The sequence below is a fragment of the Leifsonia sp. NPDC058292 genome (assembly GCF_042880955.1).
Classification (GTDB): Bacteria; Actinomycetota; Actinomycetes; order Actinomycetales; family Microbacteriaceae; genus Leifsonia.
This window is the reverse complement of the sequence record NZ_JBHVYL010000002.1, coordinates 40,368-56,616: the sequence shown is the minus strand read 5'-3', so window position 1 is coordinate 56,616 and position 16,249 is coordinate 40,368. Positions and strand designations below refer to the sequence as shown.

Below are 16,249 nucleotides of genomic sequence, written 5' to 3'. Positions count from 1 at the left end.
GAACGGGGCGGGCAATGCGCGGAAAGCTTCTCTTTGTGGCCGGTGCGGCGGTGGGATACGTGCTCGGTGCACGAGCCGGCCGTAAGCGGTACGAGCAGATCAAGTCGGCGGCGACGAAAGTGTGGGAGTCGCCCGGCATCCAGAAGCAGGTCGATTCGGTCGAAGACTTCGTGGCCGCCAAGGTGGGCGACGTTCCCGGCGCTCTCTACGAGGGCGTCAAGAAGCTGATCGTGCAGGCGTCGAACCGGCGCCAGGAGTCGACACGACCCGCCCGGTCGGCGACGCCGGCACCTGCTCCTGCGGCCAAAGCGGCGATCGAGGAGTCCGGTTCGGCCGCTTCCGCAGCGCCGACGACGACAGCCAAGGCGGCCCGCAAGCCCGCCGCCAAGTCGACCGACAAGCCCGCCGCGAAGTCGACGGCTGCGAAGTCGACCACTGCCAAGTCGACGTCCGCGAAGCCCGCGGCTACGAAGCCCTCGAAGCCCTCCGGCGACGCAGACGCTTGAGGCCGCAGCGCCGAGGAGTACGGTGACCCCTATGACTGACGACGAACGCGCACGCTCGCGATCGCTGTTCGCGCTGATCGGCGATCTTCCGCGCTTGCTCACCGACCTGCTCAAGGCGGAGTTCGCGCACCTGAAGGCGGAGTTCGCCGAGAAGGCGAAGTATGCCGGGGTGGGCATAGGCCTGCTCGTGGTTGCGGCGGGGTTCGTGTTCTTCGCTCTGGGCGTCTTCGTGGCGGCCGCGGTTCTGGGGCTCGCCGTCGTGCTGCCCGCCTGGCTCGCGGCTCTGATCGTTGCCGTCGCGCTGCTGATCATCGCCGCGGTGCTGGTGCTCATCGGCATCTCCTCGTTCAAGAGGATGAACGGGGTCGCTCCCAAGCAGACGCTGGAGAGCATCCACGAAGACACCGAGGCGCTGAAGGGGCTGGGTCGCTATGACAACTGAGCGAAGCGACGTCGAGCGGGCCAGGGCCGACCTGGCCAGCACCCTCGACGCGATCGAATACAAGCTGAACGTTCCCAAGCGCGCGACGGAGCGTTTCGAGCGACTTCGCAAGAACAACCCGTTGGCCCTCGTCGGCATCGCGGTGGCGGTCGCGTCAGCGGTCGCCGGTGTAGTCTGGCTCGCGATCCGAGTCGCAAAGAAGTAGCCGCCACGGCAGCGCTTTTGGTGCCTCACAGGTTTCAGAGAGAGACTGTGAAGTATGAGCACTCCCACTGCCACTCCGGCAGAAGTCAGCACCCCCCAAGAAACAACGAACGGCTTCGCTCTGTGGGCTGTTCTCCGCCGCGATCCGGCGCGACCCGACGATCTCGACGGCACCGACGTGCCTCCCGCGGTCAGTGAGCTGGAGGGCGTGATCGCCGATCTCGAGCTTCAGAACGTGACGACCCGCGGCCTCTACGACGTCTCCGGTCTCCGCGCCGACGCCGACGTCATGATCTGGCTGCACGGTCCCGAGGCTCACACCCTGCAGTGGGCGCTGCGTCAGCTGCGCCGCACCCGGCTGCTCAAGTCGCTGCTCCCCACCTGGAACGCCATGGGCGTGCACCGGGATGCGGAGTTCAACAAGTCGCACGTGCCCGGCTTCCTGCGCGGCAAGGAGCCGAAGGAGTGGCTCACCGTGTACCCGTTCGTCCGCAGCTACGAGTGGTATCTGCTCCCCGACGAAGAGCGCGGACGCATGCTCTCGGAGCACGGCCGTAAGGGCGCCGCTTTCCGCTCGGTGCTCGCCAACACCGTCGCATCCTTCGCCCTCGGCGACTACGAGTGGATCCTGCCCCTCGAATCGGATGAGCTCACCGACCTCGTCGATCTGATGCGCGATCTGCGCCAGACCGACGCCCGTCGTCACGTTCGTGAAGAGGTCCCCTTCTTCACGGGCCGTCGCATCGCCGCCGCTGAGCTGGTGGAGGTGCTGCAGTGACCGACGTCGACACGTCGACCGCTCGCGTTCTGGGAGCGACGCCCGCCGCCGCCCTGGGCCCGGAGCACGTGACGGAGCCCGTCGCTTACGACGCCATCCTGCTCGCGAGCTTCGGTGGTCCGGAAGGTCAGGACGACGTCATCCCGTTCCTCCGCAATGTGACCCGCGGGCGCGGCATCCCGGAGGAGCGCCTCGAAGAGGTCGCCCATCACTATCGGCACTTCGGCGGGGTCAGCCCCATCAACGACCAGAACCGCGAACTGAAGGCGGCGCTCGAGGCAGAACTCGCCTCGCGCGGCATCGACCTTCCGGTCCTCTGGGGAAACCGCAACTGGGATCCGTACCTCAAAGATGCGCTGATCGACGCGAACGAGCGGGGTCTCAAGAAGATCATCGCCATCGCCACCAGTGCATACTCCTCGTTCTCGAGCTGCCGGCAGTACCGCGAAGACTTCGCGATCGCGCTCGACGAGACGGGCCTCGAAGGCGTCATCGAGATCGACAAGGTGCGCCAGTTCTTCGACCACCCCGGTTTCGTCGAACCGTTCATCGAGGGCGTTCGGGATGCGCTCGCCGACCTGCAGCAGAAGCTGCCCGGCATCGACCCGGCGAGCGAGGTCGAGATCCTCTTCACGACCCACTCCATCCCATCGGCCGACGCCCTGAGGTCGGGGCCGGCCTCTCGTGGCTTCGGTGAGGAAGGCGCGTACGCGGCTCAGCACCTCGCCGTCGCGGAGGTCGTGTCGCAGGCTGCGACCGACGGCGTGATCGAGTGGCAGCTCGTCTACCAGTCGCGCAGCGGCCCGCCCTCGATGCCGTGGCTGGAGCCCGACATCAACGACGTCATCGCCGAGCTGCCCGCGAAGGGCAAGCGCGCGGTCATCATCGTGCCGCTCGGCTTCGTGAGCGATCACATGGAGGTGCTCTGGGATCTCGACAACGAGGCGATGGAGACGAGCGAGCAGAACGGCCTCGTCGCCGTGCGTGTTCCGACCCCCGGCACCCATCACGCCTACGTCGCAGGGCTCATCGACCTCGTGCTCGAACGCCGTGACGGCGTCCCGGTCGATCAGCGCCCGGCCATGACCGACCTCGGCCCTTGGTACGACGTGTGCCGGCCCGGCTGCTGCGAGAACACCCGGCTCGGGTTCAAACCGGCCGTTGCGGGGCTCGCACCGTGACGCCCTCGGTGAGTCGCGCATCCGGGGAGTCGCCGCGTCGCGACGGAGTGCTCCGCGTCGGCACCCGGGGCAGCGCGCTCGCGCTGGCCCAGACGACCGTCGTCGCCGAGGCATTGGCGAAGGCGGCCGGCGTAGATGTCGAGATCGTCACCGTGACGACTCACGGCGACACCTCGCGAGAGTCGCTCTCCGAACTCGGAGGCACCGGCGTCTTCGCCAGCGCGCTCCGGGATGCGCTGCTCGCCGACGAGTGCGACCTGATCGTCCACTCCCTGAAAGACCTCCCCACCGGCCCGGTCGCCGGTCTCGTGATCGGCGCCGTGCCGAAGCGGGCGGATGCCCGCGACACACTGTGCGCCCGCGACGGCTTCACCCTCGAAACACTGCCCCAGGGCGCCAAGGTCGGCACGGGCTCCCCGCGCCGTGCGGCGCAGCTGAAGGCCCGCCGCCCCGACCTCGTCATCGCCGACATCCGCGGAAACGTCGACACCCGCCTCGGCAGGGTGGCCGAAGGCGACCTCGACGCCGTCGTGCTGGCGGCCGCCGGTCTCGGCAGGCTGGGCCGCTCCGACGCCGTCACCGACTTGTTCCCTCTGTCGGAGGTTCCGACCGCTCCCGGCCAGGGCGCTCTCGCCATCGAGGTGCGGGCCCCCGACGCGACCGGCCGAGGGCCGATAGCGAAAGCCATCGCGAGCGTCGACCACGCCACCACGCACGCCTGCGTCATCGCCGAGCGCACGGTGCTCGCCGGGCTCGAAGCGGGATGCGCGGCCCCCATCGGAGCGACGGCGATCGTCGACGACGGCTTGCTGTTCCTCACCGCGACGGTCTACCGGCCCGACGGCACCCAGCAGCTCACCGCATCCCACGCTGCGACGCCCGACTCGATGAGCCGTCGCGACCTCGAGGCCGCCGCCCGCGACGTCGGACAGCGCGCGGTCGACGAGCTTCTCGCCGCCGGCGCGGCCGACCTGGCGCCGCTCGGAGGGTCGCGATGACGTCATCCACCGGGCCGATCCCCGTGGCAGGCAAGCCTCTCGCCGGCTGGCGGGTGCTCGTTCCGCGTGGTGGTCCCTGGGGCGACTCGGTCGCGGCCGACCTGCGTTCGAAGGGTGCGTCGCCCATCGTGGCCGCGATGATCAACTTCGCACCGACGGTCGACGCTCCCGCTCTGGAAGCAGCCCTCGCCCGTCTGGCGGCTGGTGAGTTCGACTGGATGACCGTCACGAGCGCCACGACGGTCGACGTGCTGAGCGCGCAGCGCGCGGTCGTGCCGCCGACGACCCGGGTGGCGGCGGTCGGCGAGACGACGGCGGCGGCCCTCGCGGCTGCCGGCTACAAGGTCGATCTCGTGCCCTCCGAAGACAACTCGGCGCGCGGGCTCCTCGAAGAGTGGGAGACCGCGACGGCCGGCGTCGTTCCGTTGCGGGTGCTCACGCTTCGCTCTGAGATCGCCAAGCCGTTGCTCACCGAGGGCCTGAAGCGCATCGGCCACGATGTGGAGTCGGTCGTCGCCTATCGCACGATCGGCGTTCCGGTTCCCGAGAACGTGGTCTCCGATGTGGCCGACGGTCTGGTGCAGGCCATCCTCGTCACCAGCGGTTCGGTCGCCGAGCAGGTGCAGAGTCAGCTCGGCCCCATCCCCGAATCCACCCTGGTCGCGGCGATCGGCCCCCAGACCGCCCGCGACGCCCGCGCCCTGGGACTCCGCGTCGACGTCATCGCCGAAGAGCGCACCGCCGCCTCCCTCATCGCCGCCGTCGTGGCCGCCGCCCGCTGACCCGCCCAGCCCCCACCTCCCTCCCTCCTCCCTCCCGCGCCCCACCCGCGGCGCCGGGAAAATGATCCAGGCAGCCCGAAATGTCCGGCATGACGGACATCCCGACGGCGCGTCACCCCAAATCTCCGACCTGGGAACACGTGCAGATTCGCCGGGCCGCGCGCGCGTAGGCTTGACCGGTGAGTGAAGCGACGCATCCTGTTGTCCGACCACGACGGCTGCGGCAGTCTCCTGCCCTCCGCCGGCTGACCGCCGAGACCCGACTGCACCCGAACGAGCTGATCCTTCCGATGTTCGTTCGCGAAGGCACCCCCGAACCTCTCCCCATCCTCTCGATGCCCGGCGTCGTGCAGCACAGTGTCGACTCGCTGAAGCGTGCCGCGGCAGAGGCGGCGGAGGCCGGCGTCGGCGGCGTGATGCTGTTCGGTGTTCCGGAGACCAGGGATGCGGTCGGCTCTGCCGCGACAGACCCCGACGGCATCCTCAACGTCGCCACTCGTGCGCTCGCCGCCGAGGTGGGCGATGCGCTCGTCGTGCAGACCGACCTGTGCCTCGACGAGTTCACCGATCACGGGCACTGCGGGGTGCTGGATGCGCGCGGACACGTCGACAACGACGCCACGCTCATCCGCTACCGCGACATGGCCATCGCCCAGGCCGAGGCCGGCTCGCAGCTGCTCGGGCTCAGCGGCATGATGGACGGCCAGGTCGCCGCCGTGCGCGAGGCCCTCGACGAGGCCGGGCACATCGACACCGTGATCCTCGCCTACGCCGCGAAGTACGCCTCAGCCTTCTACGGGCCTTTCCGTGAGGCCGTCGACTCGCAGTTGAGTGGCGACCGCCGTGCCTACCAGCAGGATCCCGCGAACCGCCGCGAGGGTCTGCGCGAGGCCCGCCTCGATCTCGAGGAGGGCGCCGACGTGCTCATGGTCAAGCCGGCGCTGAGCTACCTCGACGTGCTCTCGGATGTGGCGTCGATCAGCGATGTGCCGGTGTGGGCCTACCAGGTCTCCGGCGAGTACGCGATGGTGGAGTCGGCCGCGGCCAACGGCTGGATCGATCGCCGCCGGGTGATCGAGGAGACCCTGATCGGCGCACGGCGCGCGGGGGCGGATGCCGTGATGACCTACTGGGCGACCGAGGTCGCGAGGTGGCTGCGATGAGCTTCGACGACGACCGTCAGGCGCTCGCCGATGGCGCGAGCATCGGCGACGTGAACCTCGCCCAGTTCGAGCGCGCCCAGCGGGTCATCCCCGGCGGTGTGAACTCGCCGGTGCGTGCTTTCCGTTCCGTCGGCGGCACCCCGCGGTTCATGGTCTCCGCCAAAGGGCCGTACATCACGGATGCGGAGGGCCGCGAATACGTGGACCTCGTGGCGTCGTGGGGCCCGGCCATCCTCGGCCACGCGCATCCCGCTGTCGTCGCTGCCGTGCAGGAGGCCGCCGCGCGCGGCCTGTCGTTCGGTGCGTCGACCCCTGCCGAGACCGAGCTCGCGGAGGCCGTGCTCGCGCGCGTGCCGTTCGTCGAGAAGCTGCGGATGGTCTCCACCGGCACCGAGGCGACGATGACGGCGATCCGTCTCGCCCGTGGTTTCACGGGTCGCCCGCTGCTCATCAAGTTCGCCGGCCACTATCACGGGCATTCCGACGGTCTGCTCGCCGAGGCGGGTTCCGGTCTCGCCACGTTGGCCATGCCCGGTTCCGCCGGTGTCACAGAGGCCACGGCGGCGCAGACGCTCGTGCTGCCGTACAACGACCTCGACGCCGTGCGTGTCGCGTTCGAGGAGCACGGCCCCGACATCGCTGCGGTGATCACCGAGGCCGCCGCCGCGAACATGGGTGTCGTGCCGCCGGTGGCCGGTTTCAACGCCGCGCTCAGCGAACTGGCGCACGAGTTCGGCGCCCTGCTCATCCTCGACGAGGTGCTCACCGGGTTCCGGGTGAGCGACGCAGGCTTCTGGGGCCTCGATCGCGGGTACACACCCGATCTCGTCACGTTCGGCAAGGTCATCGGCGGCGGGATGCCGCTGGCTGCCCTCGGTGGACGCGCCGAGCTGATGGACTATCTCGCCCCGACCGGCCCGGTCTATCAGGCGGGCACCCTGTCGGGCAATCCGGTCGCCGTCGCCGCCGGTCTCGCAACGCTCGAGCACGCGGACGAGAGTGTCTACGACCGCCTCGACGTCGTGGCGGACACGGTGTCTTCCGCCGTCTCCGACGCCCTCAGCGCCGCCGGCGTCGCACACCGGGTGCAGACCGCCGGCAACCTGTTCAGTTTCGTCTTCGGCGACTTCGCCACCGCCCCGCGTACTTACGCCGAGGTGCAGACGCAGGAGGCTTTCCGCTACCGCGCGTTCTTCCACGCGATGCTCGACGCCGGCGTCTCTCTGCCGCCGAGCGTCTTCGAGGCCTGGTTCGTCACGGCCGCCCACGACGACGCGGCCGTCGACCGCATCCTCGCCGCTCTCCCCGCGGCCGCAGCCGCCGCTGCCGCCACCCCCGCACCCGCAGCCCCACCCAGGGTCTGAGTCGCCGGCGGATGCCCCGGGGGCGGGCGCCGCAAGCGGCCGTCAGACGTCGGGATCGGCCGCGGCGCGCGAGACGGATTCGACGTAGGAGTACGTGGCCTCCGTGGGCCAGCCGTCCGCGTCCACCAGGGCGTACACGTCGAACGTGAGCTCGCCGCCCCCGCCCGCCGCCCGGCGGAGCGTTCGGGGTGGGGTGTCAGAGGCGGAGCGCACCGTCACGGTCTGGGGTCGCGCATCCCGTCGCAGCAGGCGGGCATGAAAGGTGATGGTGCGGCTCACCGGTTCAGCCTCTCATGTCCGGTGCCGCCGGTGGGCGCTACGCCTGGCCGTGGGATGCGCGCGACCGGCGCGAGAGCGAGTCGATGACCACGGCGAGCAGCGTGACCACTCCGGTGATCATGTAGCGGTACGAGCTGTCGAGGTTCAGCAGGATGAGCCCGTTGGAGATGGACTGGATGACCAGGATCCCGACCAGCGCCGACCATGCCCGCCCGCGCCCGCCGAAGAGGCTGGTGCCGCCGATCACGGCCGCGGCGATGGCGTTGAGGCTGGTGTCGGTTCCGCCGCTGGAGAGCGACACAGAGGCGAGCCGGCCGGCCGCCAGCACGCCGCCGAGCGCCGCGAAGCTGGAGCAGAGCACGAACACGCTGATGTAGACGCGGTTCACCCGGATGCCCGCGCGGCGGGCCGCTTCGACCGAACCGCCGACCGCGTACACCGATCGGCCCCAGCGCGTGCGCCGCAGCAGAAAGTTCATGAGCGCCACGAGCACCACGAACAGCAGGAACATCGCACCGACGCCGCGGTCTTTCGCGAGGTACCAGATGACCAGGCAGAGAGCCACCAGCAGCAGGGCGGCTTTCAGCGCCATCCAGGTGAGCGAGCCCTCGGGAAGCCCGGCGTTGCGTCGCCGCACCGTCGTGCGCCAGTCGGAGAAGAACATCCCGATCGCCGCGAGTCCGGCGAACGTATACGCCAGCCACGGCGGCAGGAACAGCTGCTGGGTGAAGAACACGAGCGGTGAGTCGTAAGGGATGTTGATCGTGCTGTTCTTGCCGAGCACCCAGAACTGCAGGCCGAGCACCGTCAGCAGAGCGGCCAAGGTGATGAGAAAGCTGGGCACGCCGAACGAGGTGAACAGCAGCCCGTAGATCAGCCCGAGCACACTGCCCGTAAGGATGGCGGCGACGATGGACACCGGCAGCGGCCAGCCGAAGTTCACGAACGTGACGCCGACGATCACGCCAGAGAGCCCGCTCACCGAGCCGACGGAGAGGTCGATCTGCCCGATCAGCAGCACCAGCACGATCCCGATCGCGATGGTGCCGACGGCCGCGCACTGCACAGCCAGGTTCACCAGGTTCTGCGGCGAGAGGAACGTCGGGTTGAGCAGCTGGAACACCGCCCAGATCAGAACCAGGCCGACGACGACGGGAAGCGAGCCCAGGTCTCCGCCGCGCACGCGGTGGCCGAACGAGGTGAGGGCGTCGCCGATGCCGCCGGTGCGGGCTATCCGCGAGTCCGTCACCGGTGTGGGCGCCGTCGGGGTTCTCGTGCGGCTCATCGGCGGCCTTCCTCGTCTTCGTCCGACCGGTCGCCGATGCGTTCGGCCCGCCGGCTGACCACGTTGTCGGTCGCGCCGGTGATCGCGGAGATGATGTCTTCGTAACTCACGTCGGGGATGCGGAAGTCGCCGTTGTTGCGCCCGAGCCGCAGCACGGTCACCCGGTCGGCCACGGCTTGCACGTCGGCCATGTTGTGGCTGATGAGGATGACACCGAGCCCCCGCTCGCGCAGCCGTTCGATGAGGTTCAGCACCTCGGCGGTCTGGGCGACGCCGAGCGCGGCGGTCGGCTCGTCGAGGATGACGATGCTGGGATCTCCAACCAGCGATCGGGCGATGGCCACCGTCTGGCGCTGGCCGCCTGAGAGCGACGCCACGGCCACCCGCACCGAGGGGATGCGCGCCGACAGCTGGCGCAGCAGCGCCCACGAACGGCTCTCCATCTCTTCTTCGTCGAGTGTGCCGTGCGCGATCTCCCGACCCAGGAAGAGGTTGGAGACGACGTCGAGGTTGTCGCAGAGCGCCAGATCTTGGAACACGGTGGCGATGCCGAGCTCGCGCGACGCGGCCGGGCTGGGGATGTGCACGATGTCGCCATCGAACTCGATGGTTCCGGCGTCTTGAGGGTGAACGCCCGCCAGGATCTTGATGAGCGTCGACTTGCCGGCGCCGTTGTCGCCGACGATCGCCACCACTTCGCCCGCGTACACGTCGAAGTCGACGTCGGTCAGTGCCTGCACGGCGCCGAACCATTTCGAGATGCCACGCATCGAGAGCACGGGCCGTCGCGTCGCGGCGTCTGCTGCGAAGACGGGGGTTTCCATCGTCACGGTGTCGTTCTCCGTCCTATCGGATCCCGTGCTGAGCACAGGCCGTCTTGTAGTCACCGGAACAGATCTTCGACACGGTGTCCGGTCCGTAGAACTTGTCTTTCACCACAGTGTCTTCCACGTTGTCGGCTCTGACCGGGGTGACGGCCAGCAGAAAAGAGGGGATGTCGGCTCCGGCGACCCGCACCGTCGACTCGCCTTTCGGGCGCTCCGAGCGGGTCAGCGCCACGGCGAGCTGGGCCGCCTTCTCCGCCTCCGGCTGGATCGCCTTGTAGACCGTCATGTACTGGTCGCCCGCGAGGATGCGCTGCACCCCGGCCAGCTCTGCGTCCTGCCCGATGACGGGCCTGAGCGGCGAGACGTCCGCCGCCTTGAGCGACGCGATCGCCGCTCCCGCGAGCACGTCGTTGGCGGCGTAGATGCCGTCGATGCGGTCGCCGAACTGCGTGATCTGGCCGGTCACCCAGTCCTGCGCCTTGGCCGGGTCCCAGCCGGGGGTGTCGTACTCGGCCAGCAGACGGTAGCCGCTCTTGTCGATCACCGAGTGCGCGCCCTTCTTGAACAGCACCGCGTTGTTGTCGGTCGGTGAGCCGTTCAGCATGAGGATGCCGTGGTCGCCGCGCCCCGAATCGTCGGCCGCCAGCTTGTCCACCAGGGCCTGGGCCTGCAGCCGGCCGACCTTCTCGTTGTCGAACGAGATGTAGTAGTCCAGGTGCTCGCTGTCGGTGAGCCGGTCGTACGAGATCACAGGGATGCCGTTGGTCTCCGCCTCCGCGGCGATGGAAGCCGCCGCCTGCGAGTCGAACGGGTCGAGCACGAGCACGCTGACGCCCTGCGCCAGCATCGATTCGGCCTGCTGCTGCTGTTTGCTCGCGTCGCCGTCGGCGTTCGCATAGAGGAGTTTGCATCCGGGGCAGAGGCGGGTGAGCTCGGCCTGGAAGTACGGCTTGTCCGCGTTCTCGTAGCGGGCGGTGACCGAGTCGGGCAGCAGCAGGCCGATCTTGGCGTCGGCCGGGTCGACGCTCGGCGCCGTGCCCGGTGAGACGGCGTTGCTGCAGCCGGCGAGCACGGCGACGTAGAGAAGTGCGGAAGCGGCCGCGATGACGGGTCGTGCGAGCTTCATGGGTGCCTCCGTTCTGGTCGGTGCGGGATGGGGTTCGGGATGCGGTTCGGGTGTTGATCGCTCATGGTCGGCTCAATAGGAGGCGAGGTCTCCGCCGATTCCGGCCCGGTCGACGGCGAACACGACGGCGCCGATGGTCGCGGCGCGGGTGCCGAGCTGGCCCTCGACGATCTCAGGTCCCAGATCGCCGCCGCCGATCACGGAGCGTTCGACGGCGTGACGCAACGGGCCGAGCAGCAGCTCGCCCGCCCGTGCGAGCTCGCCGTCCACCACCACCATCTCCGGGTCGAACAGGTTGCACAGGTTGGCGGTGGCCTCGCCGATGTGCCGGCCGGCGTCGCCGATGGCCCGGATGCAGCGGGCATCCCCGGCCTTCGCCTGCGTCACGACGTCGCCGAGCTTCAGGCTGCCGAGGTGGTCTCGCAGTTCGTCGAGGATGGCGGGGCCACCGGCGATCGCCTCCAGGCATCCGCGGTTGCCGCAGCGGCAGAGCGGCCCGTTCTCGCGGATGACGGTGTGCCCGAACTCGCCCGCGATGCCGTGCGCTCCGCGAAAGAGCTGTCCGTTGATGCTGAGGCCCGCCCCGATGCTGTCGGCGATGTCGAGGGTGACCGTGTTGCGTCTGCCCCGGGCGACCCCGAGCCGGTTCTCCGCGAGCGCGGTCAGGTTGGCGGCGTTGTCGACCCAGACCGGCCGCTTCACGCGCCGCTCGAGGGATTCGGCGATGTGCACGCCGTCCCAGCCCCGCATCATCCCGAGACGGGCGATGGTTCCGGTCGCCTGGTCGATGGGCGCGGGCACCGCGACCCCGACACCGAGCACTTCGTCGCGGCGGGCGTCCACCGATTCGAGCATGTCGGTCAGCAGCAGGGAGACCTTGTCGAGTTCGTTGTCGGCGCGGTGGTCTTTGGCGAGCGGCATGTGGTGCTCGGCGACGACCGTGTGGGCGACGTCGGCGAGCGCGATGCGCATGTGCCGGGTGGAGATGTGCACGCCGACCACGAGCCCGAGCGCGTGCGCCAACGTCACGTGCTGGGCTCGGCGGCCGCTCCTGATGCTCTGGGATGTGCTGAGCACGCCCGAGCTCGAGAGCTCTTTGACGATGTTCGACACTGTCGCGGGGGAGAGCCCGGTGGCTCCGGCGAGCTCGATCTGGGTCAGACCGCCGTGGCGTTTGATGGCGTTGACGATGCGGGCCCGGTTCGCCTCGCGCAGCGAAGTCTGCGATCCCGGAGTCCGACGCTGCGTTGCCACCAGATGAGCGTACAGCGAGACGACGTCAGGCCACCGAGTGTGGGAATCGGCTGGGCAGACGGTTATGTCTTTGTGAACTTTCGACTGCCTGGATGCGCGCCGATGTTGGCAGGATAGAGGTATGGCCGATCTGCACGTTCACCCCGACCGCCTGGAGATCCACCTCACGGCAGCGGAGAAGGTGCTCGCGCTGCGACGGGACGACCTGATCGTGCCGCGCGAGAGCATCCGGTCCGTCGCCATCACGGAGGACCCGTGGATCTGGATCCGCGGCATCCGTGCCCCCGGAGCCCAGATCCCGCTCACCCTCGCCACCGGCACCTGGAAGTTCCACGGCGGCAAAGACTTCCTCCTCATCAAGGGCAAGCAGCGGGCGGCCGTCGTCATCGACCTCGACGGCGAGGAGTTCTCCCGCATCATCGTCTCCACCCCGCACGCCACGAAGCTGATCGAGACGCTTCGCCTCGACGCGAGCGAGACCGCCGCCGGCGGCGAGTTCATCGACTAGCCGAGCGCCAGCAGCACCAGGCCGGCGAGCGGCAGCACGCCCTGCAGCAGGGCGGCACGCAGGTAGCTGCGGCCGGTCGTGAGGAGTACGACCGCGGCGAGCACCATGCAGGATGCGCTGAAGAAGACGAGACCGAAACCGACGTCTCGCAGGGTCGTCCAGTAGAGCACGAGGCCCACGACCGCGCCGCCCGCCAGGAACAGGTTGTAGAAGCCCTGGTTGTACGCCATCGGGCGGATCGCATCCGCGTCTCGCTGACCGGCGACCCCGAAAAGCCTCCACACGGCGGGGGTCGACCACAGCACGCTCTCCATGGCGAAGAATCCCAGATGCACGAGCGCCGCCGCCGAGAGGAGAATCGATCCGATGATCGCCATGGATGTGAGCATACGCTGGGCCTCATGACAACGATCGAGACATCGTGCGTGATCGCCGGAGGCGGGCCGGCGGGCATGATGCTGGGACTCATCCTCGCCCGGGCCGGCATCGACGTGGTCGTGCTGGAGAAGCACGAGGACTTCTTCCGAGACTTCCGCGGTGACACCATCCACCCCTCGACCGTCGGGGTTCTCGGCGAGCTGGGGTTGCGCGAGCGGTTCCTGGCTCTGCCGCACAACAGCATCCGTACCCTGGATGCCGTCGTCAACGGAACCCGGCTGCATCCGGTCGACTTCAGCCGGCTCGGTCCACCCGACGACTTCCTCGTGCTCGCGCCGCAGTGGGACTTCCTGAACTTCCTCGCGGCCGAGGCCGCCGCCTACCCGACGTTCCGGCTGCTGATGCAGACCGAGGCGACGGGGATCATCGAGGAGGATGGCGCCATCCGCGGCGTCACGATCCGGGGAGCGGACGGCGATCAGGAGGTGCGCGCCGCCCTGACCGTCGCGGCAGACGGGCGCGCGTCGACGGTGCGCGCGGCTGCGGGGCTGCGACCTCGCGAGTTCGGCGTGGGAATCGACGTGCTCTGGTTCCGGCTGCCCAAGCCGCACGACCTTCCGCCGAGCACGCTCGCCTACGTCGACCACGGCGCCATGGTCATCACGATCGACCGCGGCGACTACTACCAGACCGGGCTCATCATCGCGAAGGGCGGCTTCGACGGCCTCCAGCGCCAGGGGCTCGACGCATTCCGTGCGCAGCTCGTCGCGGCAGCGCCCGTTCTCGAGTCGGTCGCCGACGCGATCACCAGCTGGGACGAGGTGAAGCTGCTGTCGGTGCAGATCAACCGGCTGTCGCGGTGGTACCGCTCGGGTCTGCTCGCCATCGGTGACGCGGCGCACGCCATGTCTCCGGCCTTCGGCGTCGGGGTCAACTACGCGGTGCAGGATGCGGTGGCGTCGGCGAACGCGCTCGCCGCGCCTTTGCGCTCGGGCGCCGTCGACCTGCGGGTGCTCGACGGCATCCAGCAGCGCAGGCTTCCACCGGTCGCGCGGATGCAGAAGCTGCAACTGGCCGCGCACGAACGCATCGCCCGACCCGGCGGGCTGGCCTTTCTGCCGAACCCGATGCCGCGGGCGCTCGGTCTGGCGCTGACCGCGGCGACGCCGTTGATCCAGCGGTTCACCGCCCGGATGATCGGGCGCGGGTTCCTTCCCGAGTCGGTCTCGCCCGAGCTGAGGGAGCCGTCGGTCAGGACAGGAGCATCAGCACGAAACCGATGAGGGGCAGGATGCCCTGAATGAGCGCGGGTCGCACGTACCGCCGGCCGCCGGTCACGAGCACGACGGCGGCCGCCACCATGCTGGCCATGGTGAAGAGGATGAGCGCGAAACCAGCCGCGTGCATCCCCACGCCGTAGAGGATGAGCCCGACGATCGCGCCGATCGCCAGGAACAGGTTGTAGAAGCCCTGGTTGTACGCCATCGGCCGGATGGTGTCCGCCGCCTCCTGAGACGCGACCCCGAAGCGCTTCCAGATGGCGGGGCGGGCCCAGCTCACGCTCTCCATGATGAAGATTCCGATGTGCAGGGCGGCTGCGAGGGTGACCACCACGGTGGCGAGGACGATCATGCAGTCAGCTTAGGACGTCGACCACCGTGCGGCCGTGCAGCTCACCGGCCAGGATGCGCTCGGCGGCGGGCACGGCATCGGCCAGCGGGATGGTGGTGGTCATCCGCTTCAGCGCGTCGAGGTCGAGGTCGTCGGCCAGCCGCCGCCAGGCCGTCTCGCGAATGGCCGGAGGTGCGAGCACGGAGTTGATGCCGACGAGGGTCACAGCACGCAGGATGAACGGCATCACCGTGGCGGGGAGGTCGGAGCCCTGCGCCAGACCGCACGCGGTCACCGTGCCGCCGTACCGGGTCTGGGCAAGGGCGTTCGCCAGCGTGTGGCTGCCGACCGCGTCGACGACTCCGGCCCAGCGCTGGCTCTGCAGAGGCTTGCCAGGCTCGGACAGCTCGGAGCGCTCGATGACGGCGTCAGCACCGATGCTTTGGAGGTACTCCGATTGCTCCGTCACGCGCCCGGTCGACGCCGTAACCGGGTAACCCAGTTTCGCGAGGATCGCGATGGCGACGGAGCCGACGCCGCCCGCAGCGCCGGTCACGAGCACGGTCGAGCCGGATTCGCGCACCTCCGCCGGGTCGACGCCGTTCCGCTCCAGCGCGAGCACCGAGAGCATGGCGGTGAAACCGGCGGTGCCGATGGCGGCCGCCTGCACGCTGGTGAGGGTGTCGGGCACGCGCACCAGGGCATCCCCGCTCACTCTGGCCCGCTCGGCGAGACCGCCGTGATGGTTCTCGCCGGCGCCGTCCCCGTTGAGCACGACCCGGTCGCCGCTGCGCCAGCGCGGGTCGGTCGACTCCTCAACGGTTCCGACGATGTCGATGCCCGGGATGAGCGGCGACGTCTTCGCCACTCCCGGCCGCCCGGCGATCGCCAGCCCGTCTTTGAAGTTCAGCCCAGACGCCTCCACGGCGATGGTCACGTCGCCCGGCATGAGGAACGCATCCGTCACCCGCCTCACCTCGGCGGTGTGCGCCAGAACACGCCCCGACTCGGTCTCCTGCTCGATCACGATGGCCCGGAAATCAGTCATGGCCGCCACGATACGCTCGTGCCGGGTGGCGGGATCGACCCCTGAGTTCCAGCTCGCCCGTGTAGCGGCCGCCCCGGCGGCGGCCGGTCTCGCCGCTCGCGCTACTCTGGTGGCCTCAGCCGTCCATCCGAGATCGGATGGGTATCGTGGGCGAGCATGTCGAGGGGGAGGGTAGCGTGCCGAACGGGGCGAGCTATGCCGTCGATGTCGTCAGCATCCTGTGTCCTCTCGGGGCGGCCGCGATCGTCGTGTTCTTTCGACGCCCCATCGTGAACCGGCTTCGAAGCGTCGTGCCGCAGAAGAACCTGAAGAAGGTCAACGCTGCGGTGTTCGTCGGAGCGTTCGCCGTCGCAACGTTCGTGGCCGGCTGGATTCTGGCCGTCCTGGTGCCGGGATCACCGGCCGTGCTGTGGCTGTCTGTCTTCGCTGCCGCGTTGCTCGCGTGGATCGTGGCTTGGGCACTGCTGGCGAACGAAAGCTAGCGACCGGCGGCACGCCGCGATTGAGCAGGAAAT

General features: G+C 69.3%; 20 protein-coding genes. 12 read left to right on the top strand and 8 right to left on the bottom strand.

Going from position 1 to position 16,249, the window contains the following annotated elements:
• Positions 1-14 precede the first annotated feature (14 nt).
• From ACFVWR_RS02295 to hemL, 9 genes are all read left to right on the top strand, one after another.
• Positions 15-506, top strand: coding sequence for a hypothetical protein (locus ACFVWR_RS02295; protein ID WP_387207557.1), 492 nt, complete (start codon positions 15-17; stop codon positions 504-506).
• Positions 507-537: 31 nt separating this feature from the next.
• Positions 538-948 (top strand): phage holin family protein, encoded by a 411-nt coding sequence (locus ACFVWR_RS02290; RefSeq protein ID WP_387207555.1) that lies wholly within the window; start codon positions 538-540, stop codon positions 946-948.
• The gene (locus tag ACFVWR_RS02285) at positions 938-1,153 is read left to right on the top strand and encodes a DUF3618 domain-containing protein (RefSeq protein WP_387207553.1); all 216 of its coding nucleotides are present in this window, start codon (positions 938-940) and stop codon (positions 1,151-1,153) included. The genes ACFVWR_RS02290 and ACFVWR_RS02285 overlap by 11 nt, the downstream gene beginning before the upstream one ends.
• Before the next feature lie 54 nt (positions 1,154-1,207).
• Positions 1,208-1,930: a hydrogen peroxide-dependent heme synthase gene (gene hemQ / locus ACFVWR_RS02280; RefSeq protein ID WP_387207551.1), complete on the top strand. Its 723-nt coding sequence runs from the start codon at positions 1,208-1,210 to the stop codon at positions 1,928-1,930.
• Entirely contained in the window at positions 1,927-3,111 is a 1,185-nt protein-coding gene (locus ACFVWR_RS02275) for a ferrochelatase (RefSeq protein WP_387207549.1), read from the top strand. Before hemQ ends, ACFVWR_RS02275 begins: the two co-directional genes overlap by 4 nt.
• Complete coding sequence (gene hemC, locus ACFVWR_RS02270; RefSeq protein WP_387207547.1) at positions 3,108-4,109, top strand: hydroxymethylbilane synthase; 1,002 nt, start codon at positions 3,108-3,110, stop codon at positions 4,107-4,109. Before ACFVWR_RS02275 ends, hemC begins: the two co-directional genes overlap by 4 nt.
• Positions 4,106-4,891, top strand: coding sequence for a uroporphyrinogen-III synthase (locus ACFVWR_RS02265; protein ID WP_387207545.1), 786 nt, complete (start codon positions 4,106-4,108; stop codon positions 4,889-4,891). Before hemC ends, ACFVWR_RS02265 begins: the two co-directional genes overlap by 4 nt.
• 179 nt (positions 4,892-5,070) lie before the next feature.
• Positions 5,071-6,054: a porphobilinogen synthase gene (gene hemB / locus ACFVWR_RS02260; RefSeq protein ID WP_387207544.1), complete on the top strand. Its 984-nt coding sequence runs from the start codon at positions 5,071-5,073 to the stop codon at positions 6,052-6,054.
• Positions 6,051-7,418 carry a glutamate-1-semialdehyde 2,1-aminomutase gene (hemL, locus tag ACFVWR_RS02255; protein WP_387207542.1) on the top strand — a complete coding sequence of 456 codons (1,368 nt, stop codon included), beginning with the start codon at positions 6,051-6,053 and terminating at the stop codon, positions 7,416-7,418. The genes hemB and hemL overlap by 4 nt, the downstream gene beginning before the upstream one ends.
• Positions 7,419-7,460: 42 nt before the next feature.
• Here the strand turns inward: hemL and ACFVWR_RS02250 are convergent, their stop codons facing one another.
• From ACFVWR_RS02250 to ACFVWR_RS02230, 5 genes are all read right to left on the bottom strand, one after another.
• Positions 7,461-7,697 (bottom strand): hypothetical protein, encoded by a 237-nt coding sequence (locus ACFVWR_RS02250; protein WP_387207540.1) that lies wholly within the window; start codon positions 7,695-7,697, stop codon positions 7,461-7,463.
• Positions 7,698-7,734: 37 nt separating this feature from the next.
• Positions 7,735-8,982 (bottom strand): sugar ABC transporter permease, encoded by a 1,248-nt coding sequence (locus ACFVWR_RS02245; protein ID WP_387207538.1) that lies wholly within the window; start codon positions 8,980-8,982, stop codon positions 7,735-7,737.
• Positions 8,979-9,806, bottom strand: coding sequence for an ATP-binding cassette domain-containing protein (locus ACFVWR_RS02240; RefSeq protein WP_387207973.1), 828 nt, complete (start codon positions 9,804-9,806; stop codon positions 8,979-8,981). Before ACFVWR_RS02240 ends, ACFVWR_RS02245 begins: the two co-directional genes overlap by 4 nt.
• A gap of 22 nt (positions 9,807-9,828) precedes the next feature.
• Positions 9,829-10,935 (bottom strand): sugar ABC transporter substrate-binding protein, encoded by a 1,107-nt coding sequence (locus ACFVWR_RS02235; RefSeq protein ID WP_387207536.1) that lies wholly within the window; start codon positions 10,933-10,935, stop codon positions 9,829-9,831.
• Positions 10,936-11,007: 72 nt separating this feature from the next.
• Positions 11,008-12,189, bottom strand: a complete 1,182-nt coding sequence (locus ACFVWR_RS02230) for an ROK family transcriptional regulator (protein ID WP_387207534.1) — start codon at positions 12,187-12,189, stop codon at positions 11,008-11,010.
• A 121-nt stretch (positions 12,190-12,310) separates the two neighbouring features.
• Between ACFVWR_RS02230 and ACFVWR_RS02225 the strand changes: the two genes are divergently transcribed.
• On the top strand, positions 12,311-12,697 hold the full coding sequence (locus ACFVWR_RS02225; RefSeq protein WP_387207532.1) for a hypothetical protein: 387 nt from the start codon (positions 12,311-12,313) through the stop codon (positions 12,695-12,697).
• On the opposite strand, the gene ACFVWR_RS02220 is transcribed toward ACFVWR_RS02225, so the two are convergent.
• Entirely contained in the window at positions 12,694-13,074 is a 381-nt protein-coding gene (locus tag ACFVWR_RS02220) for a DUF1304 domain-containing protein (protein ID WP_387207530.1), read from the bottom strand. The genes ACFVWR_RS02225 and ACFVWR_RS02220 overlap by 4 nt on opposite strands.
• A 24-nt stretch (positions 13,075-13,098) precedes the next feature.
• Between ACFVWR_RS02220 and ACFVWR_RS02215 the strand changes: the two genes are divergently transcribed.
• Complete coding sequence (locus ACFVWR_RS02215) at positions 13,099-14,358, top strand: FAD-dependent oxidoreductase (RefSeq protein ID WP_387207528.1); 1,260 nt, start codon at positions 13,099-13,101, stop codon at positions 14,356-14,358.
• On the opposite strand, the gene ACFVWR_RS02210 is transcribed toward ACFVWR_RS02215, so the two are convergent.
• Both ACFVWR_RS02210 and ACFVWR_RS02205 read right to left on the bottom strand, forming a co-directional pair.
• Positions 14,327-14,707: a DUF1304 domain-containing protein gene (locus tag ACFVWR_RS02210; RefSeq protein WP_387207526.1), complete on the bottom strand. Its 381-nt coding sequence runs from the start codon at positions 14,705-14,707 to the stop codon at positions 14,327-14,329. The genes ACFVWR_RS02215 and ACFVWR_RS02210 overlap by 32 nt on opposite strands.
• Positions 14,708-14,711: 4 nt before the next feature.
• Positions 14,712-15,734 (bottom strand): MDR family oxidoreductase, encoded by a 1,023-nt coding sequence (locus ACFVWR_RS02205; protein WP_387207524.1) that lies wholly within the window; start codon positions 15,732-15,734, stop codon positions 14,712-14,714.
• A 146-nt stretch (positions 15,735-15,880) separates the two neighbouring features.
• Here ACFVWR_RS02205 and ACFVWR_RS02200 point away from each other — a divergent pair, with 146 nt between their 5' ends.
• Complete coding sequence (locus ACFVWR_RS02200) at positions 15,881-16,216, top strand: hypothetical protein (protein ID WP_387207522.1); 336 nt, start codon at positions 15,881-15,883, stop codon at positions 16,214-16,216.
• Positions 16,217-16,249 lie beyond the last annotated feature (33 nt).